This window comes from Streptomyces sp. CA-278952 (assembly GCF_028747205.1).
Taxonomy (GTDB): Bacteria; Actinomycetota; Actinomycetes; order Streptomycetales; family Streptomycetaceae; genus Streptomyces.
Genome location: NZ_CP112880.1, coordinates 6,284,590 through 6,303,672, shown reverse-complemented (window position 1 = coordinate 6,303,672; position 19,083 = coordinate 6,284,590). Strand labels below are relative to the sequence as shown.

Below are 19,083 nucleotides of genomic sequence, written 5' to 3'. Positions count from 1 at the left end.
ACCGCTCAGTTGTCGTCCTCGTCGATCAGGAACCCACGCATCGGCGAAGGCGCCTGCTGCATCGGCTGCGGCGCCTGCGGCCGCACCGGCGCCATCGGCTGCGTCATCGCGGGCGACATCTGCTGCTGGCCACCGTAGGACGGCGCACCGCCCATGCCTGACTGGCCGCCACCCATCTGCTGGCCGCCGTGGCCACCGTGGTTGGAGCCGCCCATGGAGTGACCCATCGCACCCGCGCCGGCCGGGGCCAGCGAGGGGGACGGCGGCAGCGAAGCGGCTGCCGGGGTCCGCGGCGGGGCGAGCGAGTCGTCCGCCTGGGTCTCCAGCTGACGCAGCTGGCTCTCCAGGTAGGACTTCAGCCGCGTGCGGTACTCGCGCTCGAAGCCACGCAGGTCCTCGACCTTGCGCTCCAGCGTCGCGCGGGCCGACTCCAGCGAGCCCATCGCCACGCGGTGCTTCTCCTGCGCGTCCCGCTCCAGGGCGTCGGCCTTGGCACGCGCGTCGCGCTCCAGGCCCTCGGCGCGGCTGCGCGCCTCGCCGACGATCTTGTTGGCCTCCGAACGGGCCTCCGCGATCGCCTGGTCGGCGGTCTGCTGTGCGAGCGAGAGGACACGGGCGGCGCTGTCGCCACCGGGGGCCTGCCCCTGCTGCTGCATCTGCGGCGGCTGCATCTGCGACGGCTGCATCTGCTGCATCTGCTGCTGCTGAGGGTGCTGACCCATGGGGCCGCCCTGCATCGGGCCACCCATGGGACCGCCCTGCATCGGGCCGGGGCCGTGCGGGCCCTGCGGACCGGGACCATGGCCGCCCTGGGGGCCGTGGCCACTGGGACCTGCGGGCAGCTGCGGCGCGCCACCGGGCAGCTGGGGCGGACCCATCTGCGGGGGCTGCTGCTGCTGCGGCGGTCCTGATATGGCGGCGGGAACGGGCGCACCCGGGCGGTCCTGCTGCTCCGGAGGCTTGCGCATACCCTGCTGCTGTTGCTGCTGCTGGTTCTGCGCGGCGGCACGCGTCGCGGCGGCCAGCTTGGCGCGCAGGTCCTCGTTCTCACGGAGCAGACGGGTCAGCTCCGATTCGACCTCGTCGAGAAAGGCATCGACCTCGTCCTCGTCATAGCCTTCTCGGAGGCGGACGGTCGTGAACTGCTTGTTCCGCACGTCCTCGGGGGTCAACGGCATCTCTTCTTCACCTCTACGTAGTCGTCGGCAGTCGGCAAGACCGTATCGCTCACAACCTGACCACAACGCTGATCAGGATGTAGACGATGATCATCAGAACGAAGAAGGACAGGTCGAGTGCCACGCCCCCGAGACGCAGCGGCGGAATGAACCGCCGCAGAAGCTTGAGCGGTGGATCGGTGACAGTGTAGGTGGCCTCAAGTACGACCACCATCGCCTTGCCGGGTTGCCATGAACGTGCGAACTGAAAGACATAGTCCATGACCAGCCGGAAGATCAGCACGATGAGGAAACACATCAGCGCGATATAGACCACATCCAGTGCGACGCCCATGTCCCGCGGTTCCCTCTCCCCTGGCTCTCGTCAGCTCCGGCCTCGTGGCCGGCACCGGCCTCTCGGCCGGGTTGTTCCCGGTGTTGCGTTCTCAGCTCTGGTTGAAGAATCCGCCCTCTGCGATGCGGGCCTTGTCCTCCGCCGTGACATCGACGTTAGCAGGCGACAACAGGAACACCTTCTGCGTCACGCGTTCAATGCTGCCATGGAGACCGAAGACGAGTCCCGCGGCAAAGTCGACAAGTCGCTTCGCGTCCGTGTCGTCCATCTCCGTGAGATTCATGATCACCGGAGTGCCCTCACGGAAGTGTTCCCCGATGGTACGGGCCTCGTTGTAGGTCCTGGGGTGCAGCGTGGTGATGCGGTACGGCTCCCGCTCGGACACGACCTTGGGCATGATCACCGGTGCGTTCTTCTCCATGTTCGGGCGTTCAGGTGTGATGGATGCCACGGGGGCGATCCGGGCGGGTCGCACACTTTCGGCGGGGAGCTGAACCGGCTCGCGCTGGGCGGGCGGTTGAACCACTCGTACCGGTTCGTCCCTTTCGCGCTCGCGCTCGCGTTCCCGCTCCACCTGGTGTGGGGGCTGCTGCCGCCGCCGGTCGCGCTCGGGCTCCGGCTCAGGTTCGAATTCGTCATCGGGGTCGAACCCCGGACCGTCGTACCCATCGTCCTCCACGAGGCCGAGGTAGACCGCCATCTTGCGCATCGCGCCGGCCATGCTCCGAGTCCTCCGCTCTGTGGTGGATCGGCATTCGTCACCAAGTGCCCGCGATCCACTGTGGTCTGCCCGCCGTGAGCGGTAATGACCATATTTTCTGCTGTGGTCCGACTTGCTTCGCGACGTTACCCGAGCCGGGGTCGGACTCCGAGTACCGCCGTACCGACGCGTACATGTGTCGCTCCGGCCGTCACCGCGTCCTCCAGGTCCCCGCTCATACCTGCGGAGACCATGTTCGCAGCCGGATGACCTGCCCGCAGGCGGGATGAGATTTCCATCAGCCGGTCGAACGCGGCCCGTTGCCGGCCGGCGTACTCTCCGGCCAGCGGCGCCACGGTCATCAGTCCGTCGAGCCGGAGCCCGTCAGCCGCGCCGATCGCGGCCGCCAACTCCTCGACCCCGTCCGGCGCGACGCCGCCGCGCTCACCGCGCTCCCCGCTCTCCGCGTCCAGGGCGACCTGGATCAGGCAGCCGAGTTCACGCTCCTCGCGTACCGCGGCGGTGGAGAGGGCGGTGACCAGCTTGGCGCGGTCCACCGACTGCACGACATCGGCATAACTGGTCACAGAACGAACCTTGTTCGTCTGCAATTGTCCGACAAAGTGCCATGTAAGCGAAAGATCCGCACAAGCAGTGGCCTTGGGAGCGGCGTCCTGGTCACGATTCTCCGCGACATGGCGCACACCGAGTTCATGCAGGATCCGCACATCGCTCGCGGGGTAGGTCTTGGTGACCACGATCAGGGTCACTTCCTCGCGCTTCCGACCGGCCGCGGCGCAGGAGAAGGCGATCCTTTCCTCCACCTGTGCCAGATTCGCGGCGAGTTCAGCCTTACGGTCCGTCATGCCCTATCAGTCCAACCAGACATATCCGGCGAGCCGCCCGGTGGTGCGGTCGCGGCGGTACGAGAAGTGGTCGCCCGATTCCAGGGTGCAGTACGGCGAGGAGTGCCGGTCCGCCACGCCGAGGGCGGTGAGCTGGGCGTGGACTCCGCCGGTGACGTCGACCGCCGGGGTACCCCAGCTGGTCTCGGACCAGGTGCCGGGGACGGCGTCGGCGACCACGGCCCGCATCGCCTCCGGCACTTCGTAGCACCGTCCGCAGACGGCCGGCCCGGTGTGCGCGGTGATCCGGGAGGGGTGTGCGCCGAGCGCGACCATGGCCTCGACCGCCGCCGGAACGACTCCGGCGACCAGCCCCGGCCGCCCGGCGTGCGCCGCCCCGACGACGCCGGCGACCGGGTCGGCGAGAAGAACGGGAGTGCAGTCGGCGGTGAGGACCGCGAGCGCCAGTCCGCGCCGGGCGGTCACCACCGCGTCCACGGCCGGAATCTCCGAGTCCGCGCCCCAGGGGCCGTCCACCACCGCGACGTCCCGGCCGTGCACCTGGTTCATCCAGACGACGTGGGCCGGGTCGAGACCGAGGCGCCTGGCCGCGCGCTCCCGGTTCGCGCCGACGGCGGCGGGGTCGTCGCCGACCGCGCCGCCGAGGTTGAGCTCACCGTACGGAGCGGCGCTCACTCCGCCCCACCGGTCGGTGAAGGCGAAATGAGCGCTGCCCGTGACGGGCGCCGCCCGGTGCTGAGCTATCACTTCAAGAAGTCCGGAACATCCAGCTCTTCGGCCTGGGTGTCCTGGTAGGGACGGGCCGGCGGGACGTGCGGCGGCGAGACCGGCCCGAGCGTGCTCTCACTCGAAGCCGACGCGGGGGCGGGCTCGGCCGGAGCCGGGCTCTCCTCGCGCGGAGGTACGGAACCGAGTCCGCCCGCCGAGCGCGTGGACTCGGCGGAGGACCTGGCCGGGGCGGCCGGCTCCTCGCGCTTGTTGCTGTTCGCGCCGAGGACGTTCTCCCGGCGGGTCGGCGGCTGCCCGCCGTCGAAGCCCGCCGCGATGACGGTGACCCGCACCTCGTCGCCCAGGGCGTCGTCGATGACGGCGCCGAAGATGATGTTGGCCTCGGGGTGCGCGGCCTCGCTCACCAGTTGGGCGGCCTCGTTGATCTCGAAGAGACCGAGGTCGCTGCCGCCGGAGATGGAGAGGAGGACACCGCGGGCGCCGTCGATGGAGGCTTCCAGGAGCGGCGAGGAGATCGCCATCTCCGCCGCCGCCACCGCGCGGTCGTCACCACGTGCCGAGCCGATGCCCATGAGCGCCGATCCGGCCTCGGACATGACCGACTTGACGTCGGCGAAGTCGAGGTTGATCAGACCCGGGGTGGTGATGAGGTCGGTGATGCCCTGGACGCCCGAGAGCAGCACCTGGTCGGCCGACTTGAACGCGTCGAGCACGCTGACCTGGCGGTCCGAGATGGACAGCAGGCGGTCGTTGGGAATGACGATGAGGGTGTCGACCTCTTCGCGGAGTTCGGCGATGCCGTCCTCCGCCTGGTTCGCGCGTCGCCGGCCCTCGAAGGTGAACGGGCGGGTGACCACGCCGATCGTCAGGGCGCCGAGCGAGCGCGCGATGTTGGCGACGACGGGTGCGCCGCCGGTGCCGGTGCCGCCGCCTTCTCCGGCGGTGACGAAGACCATGTCGGCCCCCTTGAGGACCTCCTCGATCTCCTCACGGTGGTCCTCTGCCGCCTTACGACCGACGGCCGGGTTCGCCCCGGCGCCGAGGCCCCGGGTGAGTTCGCGGCCGACGTCGAGCTTGACGTCGGCGTCGCTCATCAACAGGGCTTGTGCGTCCGTGTTGATCGCGATGAACTCGACGCCCTTGAGACCGACCTCGATCATTCGGTTGATGGCATTGACACCACCGCCGCCGACACCGATGACCTTGATGACTGCGAGGTAGTTCTGCGGTGCTGCCACGTCGAAGGCCTCTCGCCTCGAGTTACGTGTCGTCGCTCTGCGGTAGCTCCGCGGCGACGACTGATGTCGATGGGGACGGTCCGAACGCCGACCCAAACCCTAACGTTGAAGTTTAGGGTTACCAGTGTGTCTGCTTCCTGGACTCTTCCGAACAGGACACTAAGTCGACAAGTGGCGCACGTTCAACGAACACGCCGAACCTCCCGTTTTTCTTTTCACCCTATGTGATCACCCGTAGCGCTGACCAACCAGGGTGCTGGCCAGCACAAATACCCGTCAACTCGCCGATACCGCCGGGGCGGTGGGGGCGCTTACGTCGAACTGTCCCCCTTTGGGGGCTGCTTTCATGAGTGCGGTGAGGACGCGCGCCTTCACCACCCCGTCTTCACCACTCCCCCAGGTCACCACACGATCCCGGGTGAGCAGCAAGGAGATCGCGTCGTACGAGGTGACCCGTACGACCTCGGTGTCCTCGGCCACACCTTCCGGAAGGTCGCCGGCGACCCGGACCGCTTCCCGCAACAGACCGTCACCTCCGAAGCGGCGAAGGCTCGCGGACGGTTCGGGAGTCAGCTCCAACAGGGGCACGCCCTTCGGGGCCTGGTCCACGGTGGCGAAGCGCACGCCCTCGGCATCCACTTCCACGAACGCGCCGCCCTTTTCGACCAGCAGGACCGGCTTCCGTTCGGTCACCTTAAGGCCGATGCCGTCCGGCCAGGACCGAACGACATCAACTGTGTCGATACGAGGCAACTTCTGGCGCAACCGGCGCTCCATGGCGTCGGTGTCCACGGAGACCAACGGGGCGCCGATCGGTGTGGCGGCAACCGCTTCCACTTCTTCGCGGGTCAGGACCTCGACGCCGCTCGTGCTGACCTTCTCGACACGGAGCCAGGAGGAGCCGTAGAGCACCCAGATCACGAACGCGGTGAGCAGGGCGACCGCGACGCCGATCAGGATCAGCAGGGTGCGGCGGCCGATCCGGGGCCTCTCGGGGCCGCTGAGCGGCGGGCCGGCGGGGGTGTCCGCCCGCCCGGGTGCGCCGCGCTGGGCGGTCGTCGGTCCGGCCACGCTCGCTCCTTCGACGGACCCGGGGCGCCCGCCCCGGGTCCGCACCGCATCGCGCCGGGCGCCTAGCGGCGCGCGGCAATCGCTTCGTACACCATGCCGACGAGCAGGTCGTCGGCGTCGCGCCGGCCGAACTCGGCCGCGGCGCGGGACATTTCGTACAGCCGGTGGGGGTCCGACAGTACCGGCAGGACATGGCCCTGCACCCACTCCGGGGTGAGCGCCGCGTCGTCCACCAGCAGGCCGCCGCCGGCGTTGACCACCGGCTGGGCGTTGAGCCGCTGTTCGCCGTTGCCGATGGGCAGCGGGACATAGGCGGCGGGGAGCCCGACGGCGGAGAGTTCGGCGACGGTCATCGCGCCCGCACGGCAGAGCATCATGTCGGCCGCGGCGTACGCGAGGTCCATCCGGTCCACGTACGGTACCGGGATGTAGGGCGGCATCCCGGGCATGTTGTCGATGCGCGGCAATTCGTTCTTCGGGCCGACCACATGGAGGATCTGGATCCCGGAGCGCTGGAGCAGCGGCGCGACCCGCTGGACCACCTCGTTGAGGTGGCGCGCGCCCTGCGAGCCGCCGGAGACCAGCAGCGTGGGCAGGTTGGGGTCGAGGCCGAAGGAGGCGCGGGCCTCCGGGCGGACCCGGGCGCGGTCCAGGGTGGCGATGGTGCGGCGCAGCGGGATGCCGATGTAGCGGGCCCCGCGCAGCTTGCTGTCGGGGGTGGAGACGGCGACCCCGTGGGCGTACCGCGAACCGATCTTGTTGGCCAGGCCCGGGCGGGCGTTGGCCTCGTGGACCACGATCGGCACACCGGCCCGCTTGGCCGCCAGGTAGCCGGGCAGCGCGACGTAGCCGCCGAAGCCGACCACGCAGTCCGCCTTGGTGCGCTCCAGGATCTGCTCGGCGGCCTTGATGGTGCCGCGCAGCCGGCCCGGGACGGTGATCAGTTCAGGGGTGGGTTTACGGGGCAGTGGCACGGCGGGAATGAGCGCCAGCTCGTACCCCCGCTCGGGCACGAGCCTGGTCTCCAGTCCGCGTTCCGTGCCGAGGGCAGTGATTCCCACGGTCGGGTCCTGCCTGCGCAGGGCGTCTGCGAGGGCAAGCGCGGGCTCGATGTGTCCGGCGGTCCCCCCGCCGGCGAGTACGACATGCACCGAAATTCACCGCTCTCCGGACGGACGCTTCTTGACGCGCCGTCTCATCGTCTTCCATCTCACCCCGGGCTTCCGCATGGCCAGGGCCGCCTTGGCGGCTGGATCCTCCCGTGCGAAGGCGATCATCAGCCCGACCGCGAACATCGTCGGCAGCAGGGCCGACCCTCCGTAGGAGAACAGCGGGAGCGGAACCCCGGCGATCGGCAACAGGCCGAGCACCGCACCGATGTTGATCACGGCCTGGGCCGTGATCCACGTGGTCACGCCTCCCGCGGCAAACCTCACGAAGGGGTCCTCCGTGCGTCCGGCCACGCGGATACCCGCATAGCCTAGGGCCGCGAACAGGGCGAGCACGGACAGCGTCCCCGCCAGACCCAGTTCCTCACCGGTGATGGCGAAGATGAAGTCGGTGTGCGGTTCTGGGAGTTGACCCCATTTTTCCACACTCGCACCCAGTCCGGAACCGAACCATCCGCCGGACGCCAGAGCATAGATCCCGTGTGCGGCCTGCCAGCAGCCGCCCTCCGGATCGGGCTCGCTCACGCCCATGCAGGCGAGCCGGGACATCCGGTTCGGGCTCATCCTGATCAGCAGGAACGCGATGACGGCGGCGAAGCCGAGCACCCCGGCGAACAGCCGGGTGGGAGCGCCCGCCAGCCAGAGCAGACCGAACAGGATCGCCGTGAGAATGATCGCGGTTCCCATGTCGCCGCCGAGCATGATCAGTCCGAGCAGCATGAAGGCGACCGGCACGAGCGGCACGAGCATGTGCTTCCACTGCGTCAGCAACCGCTTGTCCTGCTTGCGGGCCAGCAGGTCCGCCCCCCACAGGATGAGGGCCAGCTTGCCGAACTCGCTGGGCTGGAGCTGGAACGGGCCGCCCAGGTAGAGCCAGTTCTGGTTGCCGTTGACCGACATCCCTATCCCCGGTACCTGGACCAGGACCATCAGGAAGACGGTGACCATCAGTATCGGATAGGCCAGCGCCCGGTGGAGCTTCACCGGCATCCGGGCGGCGAGCAGCATCAGCCCGCCACCGATGACGGCGGCGAGGAACTGCTTGCCGAAGAAGTAGGTCGAGGGCTTGCTGATGTCCAGCGCCTTGATCATCGAGGCGGAGTAGACCATCACCAGGCCCAGCACGGTGATCAGGAGGCTGGAGCCGAGGATCACGTAGTAGGCGGTCAGGGGCCGGTCCCAGGCCCGTCGTGCCCGCTCGTAGGCGCGGCGGGGTCCACCGCCGCGCCCGGAGCGCGGAGGGCGGGGCCCCGCGCCGCCGCGTCCGGAGCCGCGGGGCGTCTCGGGACGCCGGGCCCCGGTGGCGAGGCGCCCGCGCAGCGCGAGCCCGTCGGGCAGCGGTGCTCCGGAGAGTGCGGGCATCGCGGTGAGGGGGCGGGGAACCGAGGCCCGTGCGCGGTCCCGCCGTACGGCGAATCTCTCGTCGGCCGGCATTGTCGCTGTCCCCTCCACTGCTCGTGCCCGGGGCCCGTGAACCCCGGGCGCGGAGGCCCCGTCGGTCAGGCGCTCTCGTCGGCGCGTGCGCGGACCGCGTCCGCGAACGCCTCGCCCCGCTTGTTGTAGTTGGTGAACATGTCCATCGAGGCGCAGGCCGGGGCCAGCAGTACCGTATCGCCCGGCCGGGCGAGCTCGGCCGCCCGCGCGACCGCTTCGGACATCGCCCCAGTGTCGGTCCGGTCGAGGTCGACCACCGGGACTTCGGGGGCGTGTCGCGTCAGGGCTTCGTGGATCAGCGCACGGTCGGCGCCGATCAGCACGACCCCGCGCAGCCGCTTCGCCGCGCCGGTGACCAGCTCGTCGAAGGTGGCGCCCTTCGCCAGTCCGCCCGCGATCCAGACGATGGAGTCGTAGGCGGCGAGGGAGGCCTCGGTGGCGTGGGTGTTGGTGGCCTTGGAGTCGTCCACGTAAGCGACATCGCCGATGTCCGCGACGTGTTCGATGCGGTGGGCGTCCGGCCGGAAGGCGCGTAGTCCGTCGCGGACCGCGGCCGGTTCCACGCCGAAGGCGCGGGCGAGGGCGGCGGCCGCGAGTGCGTTGGCGATGTTGTGCGGGGCCGGCGGGTTGACGTCGGTGACCTCGGCCAGTTCCTGGGCCTGCTTCTGGCGGTTGGCGACGAACGCCCGGTCGACGAGGATGCCGTCGACCACGCCGAGCTGCGAGGGGCCGGGGGCGCCGAGGGTGAAGCCGATGGCCCGGCAGCCCTCTTCGACGTCCGCCTCGCGCACCAGGTCCTCGGTGGCCGGGTCGGCCGCGTTGTAGACGCAGGCGACCGTGTTGCCCTCGTAGACGCGGCCCTTGTCGGCGGCGTACGCCTCCATCGAACCGTGCCAGTCGAGGTGGTCCGGGGCCAGGTTGAGGACGGCGGCGGAGTGGGCGCGCAGGGAGGGCGCCCAGTGCAGCTGGTAGCTGGAGAGTTCGACGGCGAGGACGTCGTACTCGGTCTCGCCGAGCACCGCGTCCAGCAGCGATACGCCGATGTTGCCGACGGCCGCGGTGCGCAGGCCCGCGGCCTGAAGGATCGAGGCCAGCATCCGTACGGTCGTGGTCTTGCCGTTGGTGCCGGTGACCGCGAGCCAGGGGGCGGCCTCGCGGCCGTTGGTCCCGCGCAGTCGCCAGGCCAGTTCGACGTCGCCCCAGACCGGGACGCCCGCCTCGGCGGCAGCCAGGAAGAGCGGCTTGTCCGGCTGCCAGCCGGGGGCGGTGACGACGAGTTCCGTGGACGGCGGCAGGGTCGCGCCGTCACCGAGGCGCACGGTGATGCCGAGCGCCTCCAGTTCCGCCGCCTGCGCGCGGGCGCGCTCGTCGTCGCCGTCGTTGACGACGGTGACGAGCGCGCCGCGCTCGTGCAGGGCTCGGGCCGCGGGGATCCCGCTGACGCCCAGCCCGGCGACGGTGACGTGCTTGCCCTGCCAGTCCACGGTGCTGCTCACTTCTTGGCTGCCCATCCCGCGTAGAAGAGGCCGAGGCCGACGATCACGCACATGCCCTGGATGATCCAGAAGCGGACCACGACAAGGACTTCGGACCACCCCTTGAGTTCGAAGTGGTGCTGGAGCGGTGCCATCCGGAAGACCCGCTTGCCGGTCATCTTGAACGAGCCGACCTGGATGACCACGGACATGGTGATCATCACGAAGAGGCCACCGAGGATGGCGAGGAGGAACTCGGTGCGGGACAGGATCGCGAGACCCGCGAGGGCGCCGCCGAGGGCGAGCGAGCCGGTGTCGCCCATGAAGATCTTGGCGGGCGAGGTGTTCCACCAGAGGAAGCCGAAACAGGCGCCCATCAGGGCTGCGGCGACGACGGCGAGGTCGAGCGGGTCGCGTACCTCGAAACAGGCGCTCGGGTTGGTCAGCTTGTCCGCGTTGGCGCAGGACTCCTGGAACTGCCAGAGGCCGATGAAGGTGTAGGCGCCGAAGACCATGACGGAGGCGCCGGTGGCCAGACCGTCGAGGCCGTCGGTGAGGTTCACGCCGTTGGACATGGCGAGGATCATGAACAGTGCCCAGACGCAGAAGAGCACCGGGCCGATCGACCAGCCGAAGTCCTCCACGAACGAGAGCCGGTCGGAGGCCGGGGTGTTGCCCGCGGAGTTGGGGAACTGGAGCGAGAGCACCGCGAAGGCGATGCCGACGATCAGCTGTCCCGCCATCTTCGCCTTGGCCCGCAGACCGAGCGAACGCTGCTTGACGATCTTGATGTAGTCGTCGAGGAACCCGACGAGGCCCATTCCCGCCATGAGGAACAGCACGAGGACGCCGGAGTAGCGGATGTCCTCACCCGTGATGACCTTCGCGAGGAGGTACGCGATGATCGTCGCCGTGATGAAGGCGATGCCGCCCATCGTGGGCGTGCCCTGCTTGCTGCCGTGCGTGCGCGGGCCGTCGTCCCGGATGAACTGCCCGTATCCCTTGCGGGCCAGCAGCTTGATCAGCAGCGGAGTACCGACCAGGGTCAGAAAGAGCCCGATGGCCCCCGCGAAGAGGATCTGCCTCATCGGCCGGCGACCTCGCCCTCGGTCGAGTTCTCCAGCAGTGCCAGGGCGACCTTCTCCAGGCCGACCGACCGGGACGCCTTCACCAGCACGACGTCTCCCGGGCGCAGTTCACTGCGCAACAGGTCGACGGCCGCCTGTGCGTCGGACACGTGCACCGACTCCTCACCCCACGAACCCTCGTTATATGCGCCCAGTTGCAGCCAGGAGGCTTCTCTCCCCCCGACAGCGACGAGCTTGCTGACGTTGAGCCGGACGGCGAGCCGTCCGACCGCGTCGTGCTCGGCGAGCGACGCGTCACCGAGCTCGGCCATCTGACCGAGCACCGCCCAGGTGCGTCCCCCGTCGGCCCCTCGGGCCTGGCCCATGCCAGCCAGCGCACGCAGTGCGGCTCTCATGGATTCGGGGTTCGCGTTGTAGGCGTCGTTGACGACCGTCACACCGTCCGGACGCTCGGTGACCTCCATGCGCCAGCGGGAGAGGGTGCCCGCCTCCGAGAGCGCCTCGGCGATCTCGGTCACGGACATGCCCAACTCATGGGCGACGGCGGCCGCGGCGAGCGCGTTCGACACGTGGTGCTCACCGTACAGGCGCATGGTCACGTCGCTGCACCCGGTGGGTGTGTGGAGCTCGAAGGCGGGCCGCCCGTCGGGGGTCATCCTGACCTTCTCGCCCCGTACGTCCGCTTCCGGGGCTTCTCCGAAGAGCAGGACGCGGGCCTGGGTGCGCGAGGCCATGGCGCGGACGAGCGGGTCGTCCGCGTTGAGCACGGCGCAGCCGTCCTCGGGCAGGACCTCGACCAGCTCGCCCTTGGCCTGGGCGATGGCCTCCCGGCTGCCGAACTCGCCGAGGTGTGCGGAGCCGACGTTCAGGACGAGGCCGATGCGGGGCGGGGTGAGGTTGGCCAGATAGTGGATGTGGCCGACGCCGCGGGCCCCCATCTCCAGGACCAGGTGCTCGGTCTCGGCGGTGGCGGTCAGCGCCGTGACCGGCAGGCCGATCTCGTTGTTGAGGGAGCCGGGCGTCCAGACGGTCGGGCCCTTGCGCTGGAGGAGCTGCGCGATCAGGTCCTTGGTGGACGTCTTGCCGGCGGATCCGGTGAGTCCGACGACGGTGGTGCCGAGGCGTTCGACCACGGCACGGGCGAGGGCTCCGAGCGCGCCGACGACGTCGTCCACGACGATCGCCGGAACGCCGACGGGGCGGGCCGCCAGTACGGCCGCGGCACCCGCCTCGACGGCGCGCCGGGCGTAGTCGTGGCCGTCGACCCGTTCGCCGGCGAACGCGGCGAACAGGCTGCCTGGCGCGACCTCGCGGGAGTCGATGACGACGGGTCCGGTCACGGTGACTGCCGGATCCGGTATGTCGTACGGCTGCCCGCCGACGATTTCGGCGATCTCGGCGAGGGAAAGGGTGATCACTTGGTCATCCCTGACTGTTGTTCTCGAGGTGAGGGGCACGGCCCGCGGCGCCGGGGCGCGTCAGGGACCGCTCGATGGCTGCGTGCAGGACCTTGCGGTCGTCGAAGGCGCGTACCACCCCGTGGATGTCCTGGCCCTGTTCGTGCCCCTTGCCCGCGACGAGGACGGTGTCGCCCGCCTCCGCGCGGGCGACGGCGGCGGCGATGGCCGAGGTGCGGTCGGCGTCGACCAGCACGTCGCCGCGCTCGTGGACGGGGACTTCGGCGGCGCCCGAGAGCATGGCGGCGAGGATCGCGAGGGGGTCCTCGGAGCGGGGGTTGTCGGAGGTCAGCACGGCGGTGTCGGCGAGCCGGGCGGCTGCCGCCCCCATCGGGCCGCGCTTGGTGGTGTCGCGGTCGCCGCCGCAGCCGAGGACGATGTGCACCTTGCCCTCGGTGACCTTGCGCAGGGAGCGCAGTACGGACTCGACGGCGTCGGTCTTGTGCGCGTAGTCGACGACGGCGAGGTAGGGCTGTCCGGCGTCCACCCGCTCCAGCCGGCCGGGGACCCCGGGGACGGCCGCGATGCCGTCGGCGGCGGTCTGCGGGTCGACGCCCGCGACGGCCAGCGTGACGATCGCGGCGAGGGTGTTGGCGACGTTGAACGGGCCGGGCAGCGGGGCGCGGGCGGTGATCCGCTCGCCGCCCGGGCCGACGGCGGTGAAGGTGCTGTCCTGCGGTCCGACCTCGACCTCCTCGGCGTGCCAGTCGGCGTCCGGGTGGCCCTCGGCGGAGAAGCTGGTGACCGGCACCCCGGACTCGGTCAGGAGCCTGCGGCCGTACTCGTCGTCGAAGTTGACGACGCCGCGGTGGCTGCGTTCGGGGGTGAACAGCCGGGCCTTGGCCTGGAAGTAGTCCTCCATGCCGGAGTGGAACTCCATGTGCTCCGGGCTGAGGTTGTTGAAGACGGCGACGTCGAAGACGCAGCCGTCGACCCGGCCGAGCACCAGGGCGTGGCTGGAGACCTCCATCGCGACGGCCTCGACGCCGCGTTCACGCATGACGGCGAACAAGGCCTGGAGGTCGGTGGCTTCGGGGGTGGTGCGCTCGGACTTGATGCGCTCGTCGCCGATCCGCATCTCGACGGTGCCGATCAGCCCGGTGGGGCGCCCGGCGGCGCGCAGTCCGCCCTCGACGAGGTACGCGGTGGTGGTCTTGCCGGAGGTGCCGGTGATGCCGAGCTGGAGCAGGCCGATGCCGGGCCGCCCGTAGATGTCGGCGGCCAGCTCGCCCATGACGGCGCGCGGGTCCTCGGTGACCAGCACCGGCAGGCCGGTGGCCGCGGCGCGTTCGGCGCCTGCGGGGTCGGTGAGGACGGCGACGGCGCCGAGGCCGGCGGCCTGGGCCGCGAAGTCGGCGCCGTGGAAGCGGGCGCCGGGCAGGGCCGCGTACACGTCTCCGGGTCGCACGGCCCGCGAGTCGTGGGTGATGCCGGTGACCTCACCGGTCCCGGCCGCTTCGACGCCGAGCCGGTCTGCCAGCTCGCCGAGAGGGGTGGGCCGGAGCCGGTCCGGTCGGGGCGCTCCCGGGTAGGTCACAGGCGCGTCCTTCTGAGAGGTTTGGGACTGATCAGCGTGGGGCACGGCGGTGAGCGTACCGGGCCGGTGCGGCGTCTCGCGAAGCGAGGGACCCTGGTTCCGGCGGTTCTCGTTCCGGTTCCCGGGGTCGGGGGTGATGGTTGTCACTGAGGGTTCCCTTGGAGGAGATGCTCGCGCATCCCCGTGTTCACTCGCCGGGCTGGAAGGACACCGGCAGCCGGGGCGGCTCGCTGCCGGACGGTGGGGTCTGGAGCGTCTTGAGCGCGAACTCCATGACCTGCTTGTAGATCGGGCCGCAGATCTGGCCGCCGAAGTAGCTGCCCTTGGTGGGGTTCTGGATCGCGCAGTAGACGGTGACCTGCGGGTTGTCGGCGGGGGCGAAACCCGCGAACGAGGCGGTGTAGCCCTTGTAGACGCCGCGGACGGGATCGACGCGGTTGGCGGTGCCGGTCTTGCCCGCGACCCGGTAGCCGGGGATGGCGGCCTTGGTGCCGGTCCCTTCCCGGTCGTCGACGACGGACTCCAGCATCGTCGCCAGGGTCTTGGCGGTCTTCTCGCTGACCACCCGGTTCTCCTCGGGGGCCTCGGCGGCGGTGAAGCGCCCGTCGGAGCCCTTGGCGCCGCGGACGAGGGTGGGGGCGATCCGTACGCCGCCGTTGGCGATGGTGGAGTAGACCGAGGCGGCCTGGACGGCGTTGAGCGAGAGGCCCTGGCCGAAGGGGATCGTGTACTGCTGCGAGGTCGACCAGTCCTTGGGGTGGGCCAGCAGTCCCGGCGACTCCCCGGGGTAGCCGAGCCCGGTCTTGGAGCCCAGGCCGAACTTGCGCAGGTAGGAGTAGAGGACCTGGTTGGACTCCGCCTGGGTCTTGCCGAGCTGACCGGTCGCCAGGATGGTGCCGATGTTGCTGGACTTGGCGAGGACCCCGTTGAGCGTGAGGTACCAGGTGGGGTGGTCCACGTCGTCCTTGAAGAGCCGGTCGCCGCGGTGCAGCCGGTTGGGGACGGTGACGTGGGTGCCGGGTGTGGCGGCCTTCTCCTCCAGTACGGCGGCCATGGACATGACCTTGCTGGTGGAGCCGGGCTCGTACACGTCCTGGAGGGCGGCGTTGCCGAGAGAGGCCGAGGTCGCCTGGGAGAGGTCGTTGGGGTCGTAGCCGGGGGCGTTGGCCATGGCCAGCAGTTCGCCGGTCCGCGTGTTCTGCACGATGACGTAACCGCGGTCGGCCTTGGACTTCTCGACCTGGTCGCTGATGGCCTTCTGGGCGGCCCACTGGATGTCGCGGTCGATGGTCAGCTCGATGTCGGAGCCGGGCACGGCCGGGGTCTCGCTGCCGCCCGCGGTGGGGACCCGACGGCCGCCTGCCTGGGCGTAGCTGATCTTGCCGTCCTCGCCCGCGAGTTCCTTGTCGAGCTGCGATTCGAGGCCGCCGCCGCCCTTGCCGTCGGCGCTGACGAATCCCAGTATTCCGGCGGCGAGATCCCCGTTGGGGTAGACGCGCTTGGTGGTGGGCACCTGGAGGACGCCGGCCAGGACGTTGGCTCCCGGACCGCCCTTCAGCTTGTCCTCGTACGCCTTCTCGGCGAAGACGGACTTGAGGTCCTTGATCTGCTTCCAGACCTGGGGGGTCTGCCGGTGGGCGAGGACGGTGTAGCGGGACTTCGGCGCCGAGAGCTTCTTGACGAGCTCGTCGACGTCCTTGCCGAGGATCGGGGCGAGCAGGGCCGCCGCCTGCTGGGGCGCGTCGGGGGCCTTGCTGTCCTCGGGCGTGAACATCTTCGGGTCGGCCGTGATGTTGTGCGCGTCCACGCTGGTGGCGAGCGCGACGCCCTTGCGGTCGGTGATCTCGCCGCGCTCGGCGGCGACCGTGTACTCCAGGTAGCGGTTCTTCTCGGCCTTGGCCGCGTACGCGCTGGCATCGACGGCCTGGACCTGGAGCAGGCGGGCCACGAAGGCCAGCATGACCAGCGTCAGCCCGAGGCTGACGAGCCGCAGCCGGGGGCGGGGGCTGCCGAGGCGCAGGGAGCGCTGTGCGCCGGGGCGCGCGGTGGTGCGCCCCTGGGCGGAACGGGGGCGGCGGGCCGGTGGGCGCGCGCCGGAGCGGCCGGATCCTGATCCCCCGTTACGGGGGCGGCCCGGGCCGGGTACGCGGCGGCGCGGCGGTTCCTTGGGCGGCACTGCGTCACCTGCCGGGGCTCGTCGGGGGCGGGGTGCTCTCCGCCGCGGGGGTGGTTGCGGGGTCGGGCTCGGTAGCGGGGACGGATCCGGAGGGCGACGTGGCGCCGGAGGGCACGGCCGGGGCCCCGGCGACGGAGGTCCCGGCGCCGGTCGAGGCGCTGGGCCCCGGCGTGGGGCTGGGGCTCGGCGACGGCGGGGCGGTGGCCTCGGTGGGGTTGCCGCGGACCGTGCCGTCGGGGTTCAGGAAGGCGGGGCTGCCGCCGGGGACCATGCCCAGCTCCCGGGCCCGGCGTTCCAGGGCGTCGGGCTGGGAACGGCTGTCGACGTCGCGCTGGAGGGCCTGCTGCTCGTCGGTGAGCTCGGTCGTGTCCCGCTTCAGCTCGCTGAGCCTGAACGACCCTTCGTTGAGCGCGGAGTTCAGCAGGAGCAGGGTGATGAGCCCGCCGCCCAGGAGCAGGACGACCAGCAGCACGAAGGGGGTGCGCGCCGCAGTGCTGGGCCCGGTGGACGGCATCAGCCGGGCGAGCCGCGCGGCCCGCCCCTTCAGCGGTGCGGCCGGTTTGCTCACCGCGCGGCTCCCCTGTCACCCGGCGCCGGGCGGCCGCTTCGCGTCGGGCGACGCGGGGTGCTCATCGCTCCTCCGCGCGGATGCGCTGGGCGCCGCGCAGCCGGGCGGGAGCGGCGCGCCGGTTCTCGGCGACCTCCTCCTCGGTGGGCAGTTCGGCGCCCCGGGTGAGCTGCTTCAGCCGGGGCTGGTAGCGCTCGGGGACGACGGGCAGCCCGGGGGGCGCGGTGCTGGCGGCGCCGGCCGCGAAGACCTGCTTCACCAGCCTGTCCTCCAGCGAGTGGTAGGACAGCACGGCGATGCGGCCACCGACGTCGAGGCACTGGACGGCGGCCGGAATGGCCCGCTCCAGGACGCTCAGCTCGCCGTTGACCTCGATGCGCAGGGCCTGGAAGGTCCGCTTCGCGGGGTTGCCACCGGTCCGCTTGGCGGCCTGCGGCAGCGCGTCGCGGATCAGCTCGACGAGCCGGGCGCTGTTGCTGAACGGCTCCTTCTCGCGTTCGCGTACGACGGCGGAGACGATCCGCTTGGCCTGCTTCTCCTCGCCGTACTGGCGCAGGATGCGGACCAGCTCGCCGGGCGGATAGGTGTTGAGCACCTCGGCGGCGCCCATGCCGGTGCTCTGGTCCATCCGCATGTCGAGCGGGGCGTCCTGGGCGTACGCGAATCCGCGGTCGGCCTCGTCCAGTTGCATGGAGGAGACGCCGAGGTCGAACAGCACGCCCTGGACCTTCGGGATCCCGAGCCGCGCGAGGACCTCGGGGAGCTCGTCGTAGACCGCGTGGACGAGGGTGGCGCGGTCGCCGTAGGGGGCGAGCCGTTCACCGGAGAGGCGGAGCGCCTCCTTGTCGCGGTCCAGGGCGATCAGCCGGGCGGTGGGGAAGGAGGCGAGCAGCGCCTCGCTGTGACCGCCGAGGCCGAGGGTGCAGTCGACGACCACGGGCTCCGGGTGGGCCGGGTCCTGGAGAGCCGGGGCCAACAGGTCCAGACACCTCTGGAGCATCACGGGGACGTGTCGGGTCTGGCTCAAGGCGCCCTCTCAGGCTCTGTCCCGCGCGGCCGGCACGTACGTCCTGGTCCCCGCCCGCTCCGAAGGGGAGGTCCGCCGGCGCCGGGGAAGAGGCGTCGGCCGACCGAGAGCGGGAGAGGGCCGGGTCGCACGTACGCCGCACATCACGGGGGAAATACGGAATATGCAGGAGGTGCAGGGGGTGCGGTGGGGCAGTGGGTACGGGGGTGGTTGGTGACTTCGCGTTACTTTAGTCCACCCTGCCATTCGATCGATGCGCGATCAACGAACCGGGCAGCGAGTCGCGCCACCCGTCCGGATGCGGCGAACCCACCCGAACGGGTGCATCTCCGCGAGTCTTGTGGGTTAGCTCACAACAAGCCGAGTTGGCGTTTTTTGTCCGCTCTCACAGCACGCCCGGGCCAGGTGGGAAGGCTAACGTCGTATCCATGTCGACTTCTGCTCACTCTCCCGCCGAGTCCGTGTCGTCCACCGCCCCGGCGGTCCGCGAGGGGGGCCAGGTCACCGACCGGCTCGTCGCACTGAACGCCGGGTACGCGAAGGAGTTCCGCGATCCGGGCATGGACGCGCGCCCCGTCCTCCAGGTGGCCGTGGTCGCCTGCATGGACGCCCGTCTCGACCTGCACGCGGCGCTCGGTCTGGAGCTCGGCGACTGCCACACCATCCGTAACGCGGGCGGCGTGGTCACCGACGACGTGATCCGCTCGCTGACCATCAGCCAGCGGGCGCTCGGCACCCGCAGCGTGGTCCTCATCCACCACACCAACTGCGGCCTGGAGTCCCTCACCGAGGACTTCCGGCAGGAGCTGGAGCGCGAGGTGGGCCAGCGTCCGGTCTGGGCGGTCGAGGCCTACACGGACGCCGACCAGGACGTGCGCCAGTCGATGCAGCGGGTGCGCACCTCGCCGTTCCTGCTCCACACCGACGACGTGCGCGGGTTCGTCTTCGACGTGACCACCGGTCTGCTGCGCGAGATCCACTCCGTTTCCTGAACGCACTCACCTCGTTTCCCGGCCCTCCGCCGCACCTCACGCAC

Annotated in this window: 17 protein-coding genes; 1 reads left to right on the top strand and 16 read right to left on the bottom strand. The window is 70.7% G+C overall.

The window, feature by feature from the left end; genetic code table 11:
• Positions 1-5 precede the first annotated feature (5 nt).
• The 16 genes from N7925_RS27880 to rsmH form a co-directional block, all read right to left on the bottom strand.
• The gene (locus N7925_RS27880; protein WP_265602160.1) at positions 6-1,178 is read right to left on the bottom strand and encodes a DivIVA domain-containing protein; all 1,173 of its coding nucleotides are present in this window, start codon (positions 1,176-1,178) and stop codon (positions 6-8) included.
• A 49-nt stretch (positions 1,179-1,227) separates the two neighbouring features.
• Positions 1,228-1,512 carry a YggT family protein gene (locus tag N7925_RS27875; protein WP_006123846.1) on the bottom strand — a complete coding sequence of 95 codons (285 nt, stop codon included), beginning with the start codon at positions 1,510-1,512 and terminating at the stop codon, positions 1,228-1,230.
• 91 nt (positions 1,513-1,603) lie between these two features.
• Positions 1,604-2,233 (bottom strand): cell division protein SepF, encoded by a 630-nt coding sequence (locus N7925_RS27870; RefSeq protein ID WP_265602159.1) that lies wholly within the window; start codon positions 2,231-2,233, stop codon positions 1,604-1,606.
• 125 nt (positions 2,234-2,358) lie between these two features.
• Positions 2,359-3,078: a YggS family pyridoxal phosphate-dependent enzyme gene (locus N7925_RS27865; protein WP_265602158.1), complete on the bottom strand. Its 720-nt coding sequence runs from the start codon at positions 3,076-3,078 to the stop codon at positions 2,359-2,361.
• Between the two features lie 6 nt (positions 3,079-3,084).
• A complete protein-coding gene (pgeF, locus tag N7925_RS27860; RefSeq protein WP_265602157.1) occupies positions 3,085-3,825 on the bottom strand; it encodes a peptidoglycan editing factor PgeF in 741 nt (246 codons plus the stop codon).
• Entirely contained in the window at positions 3,822-5,045 is a 1,224-nt protein-coding gene (ftsZ, locus tag N7925_RS27855) for a cell division protein FtsZ (RefSeq protein WP_265602156.1), read from the bottom strand. The genes pgeF and ftsZ overlap by 4 nt, the downstream gene beginning before the upstream one ends.
• A 276-nt stretch (positions 5,046-5,321) precedes the next feature.
• Positions 5,322-6,116: a cell division protein FtsQ/DivIB gene (locus tag N7925_RS27850; RefSeq protein ID WP_274345513.1), complete on the bottom strand. Its 795-nt coding sequence runs from the start codon at positions 6,114-6,116 to the stop codon at positions 5,322-5,324.
• A gap of 62 nt (positions 6,117-6,178) precedes the next feature.
• The gene (murG, locus tag N7925_RS27845) at positions 6,179-7,267 is read right to left on the bottom strand and encodes an undecaprenyldiphospho-muramoylpentapeptide beta-N-acetylglucosaminyltransferase (RefSeq protein ID WP_265602154.1); all 1,089 of its coding nucleotides are present in this window, start codon (positions 7,265-7,267) and stop codon (positions 6,179-6,181) included.
• Between the two features lie 6 nt (positions 7,268-7,273).
• On the bottom strand, positions 7,274-8,719 hold the full coding sequence (gene ftsW / locus N7925_RS27840; RefSeq protein WP_274345512.1) for a putative lipid II flippase FtsW: 1,446 nt from the start codon (positions 8,717-8,719) through the stop codon (positions 7,274-7,276).
• A gap of 65 nt (positions 8,720-8,784) precedes the next feature.
• Complete coding sequence (gene murD / locus N7925_RS27835) at positions 8,785-10,230, bottom strand: UDP-N-acetylmuramoyl-L-alanine--D-glutamate ligase (protein ID WP_265602152.1); 1,446 nt, start codon at positions 10,228-10,230, stop codon at positions 8,785-8,787.
• Positions 10,212-11,282 (bottom strand): phospho-N-acetylmuramoyl-pentapeptide-transferase, encoded by a 1,071-nt coding sequence (gene mraY, locus N7925_RS27830; protein ID WP_265602151.1) that lies wholly within the window; start codon positions 11,280-11,282, stop codon positions 10,212-10,214. Before mraY ends, murD begins: the two co-directional genes overlap by 19 nt.
• The gene (locus N7925_RS27825; protein WP_265602150.1) at positions 11,279-12,700 is read right to left on the bottom strand and encodes a UDP-N-acetylmuramoyl-tripeptide--D-alanyl-D-alanine ligase; all 1,422 of its coding nucleotides are present in this window, start codon (positions 12,698-12,700) and stop codon (positions 11,279-11,281) included. Before N7925_RS27825 ends, mraY begins: the two co-directional genes overlap by 4 nt.
• Before the next feature lie 4 nt (positions 12,701-12,704).
• A complete protein-coding gene (locus N7925_RS27820; protein WP_443032249.1) occupies positions 12,705-14,423 on the bottom strand; it encodes a UDP-N-acetylmuramoyl-L-alanyl-D-glutamate--2,6-diaminopimelate ligase in 1,719 nt (572 codons plus the stop codon).
• A gap of 40 nt (positions 14,424-14,463) precedes the next feature.
• Positions 14,464-16,452 carry a peptidoglycan D,D-transpeptidase FtsI family protein gene (locus N7925_RS27815; protein ID WP_274345510.1) on the bottom strand — a complete coding sequence of 663 codons (1,989 nt, stop codon included), beginning with the start codon at positions 16,450-16,452 and terminating at the stop codon, positions 14,464-14,466.
• Positions 16,453-16,456: 4 nt separating this feature from the next.
• On the bottom strand, positions 16,457-17,020 hold the full coding sequence (locus tag N7925_RS27810) for an FtsB family cell division protein (protein WP_274345509.1): 564 nt from the start codon (positions 17,018-17,020) through the stop codon (positions 16,457-16,459).
• Positions 17,021-17,081: 61 nt separating this feature from the next.
• Positions 17,082-18,047: a 16S rRNA (cytosine(1402)-N(4))-methyltransferase RsmH gene (gene rsmH / locus N7925_RS27805; RefSeq protein ID WP_274345508.1), complete on the bottom strand. Its 966-nt coding sequence runs from the start codon at positions 18,045-18,047 to the stop codon at positions 17,082-17,084.
• Positions 18,048-18,475: 428 nt separating this feature from the next.
• Here rsmH and N7925_RS27800 point away from each other — a divergent pair, with 428 nt between their 5' ends.
• Entirely contained in the window at positions 18,476-19,039 is a 564-nt protein-coding gene (locus N7925_RS27800; protein WP_265602145.1) for a beta-class carbonic anhydrase, read from the top strand.
• Positions 19,040-19,083: the final 44 nt, after the last annotated feature.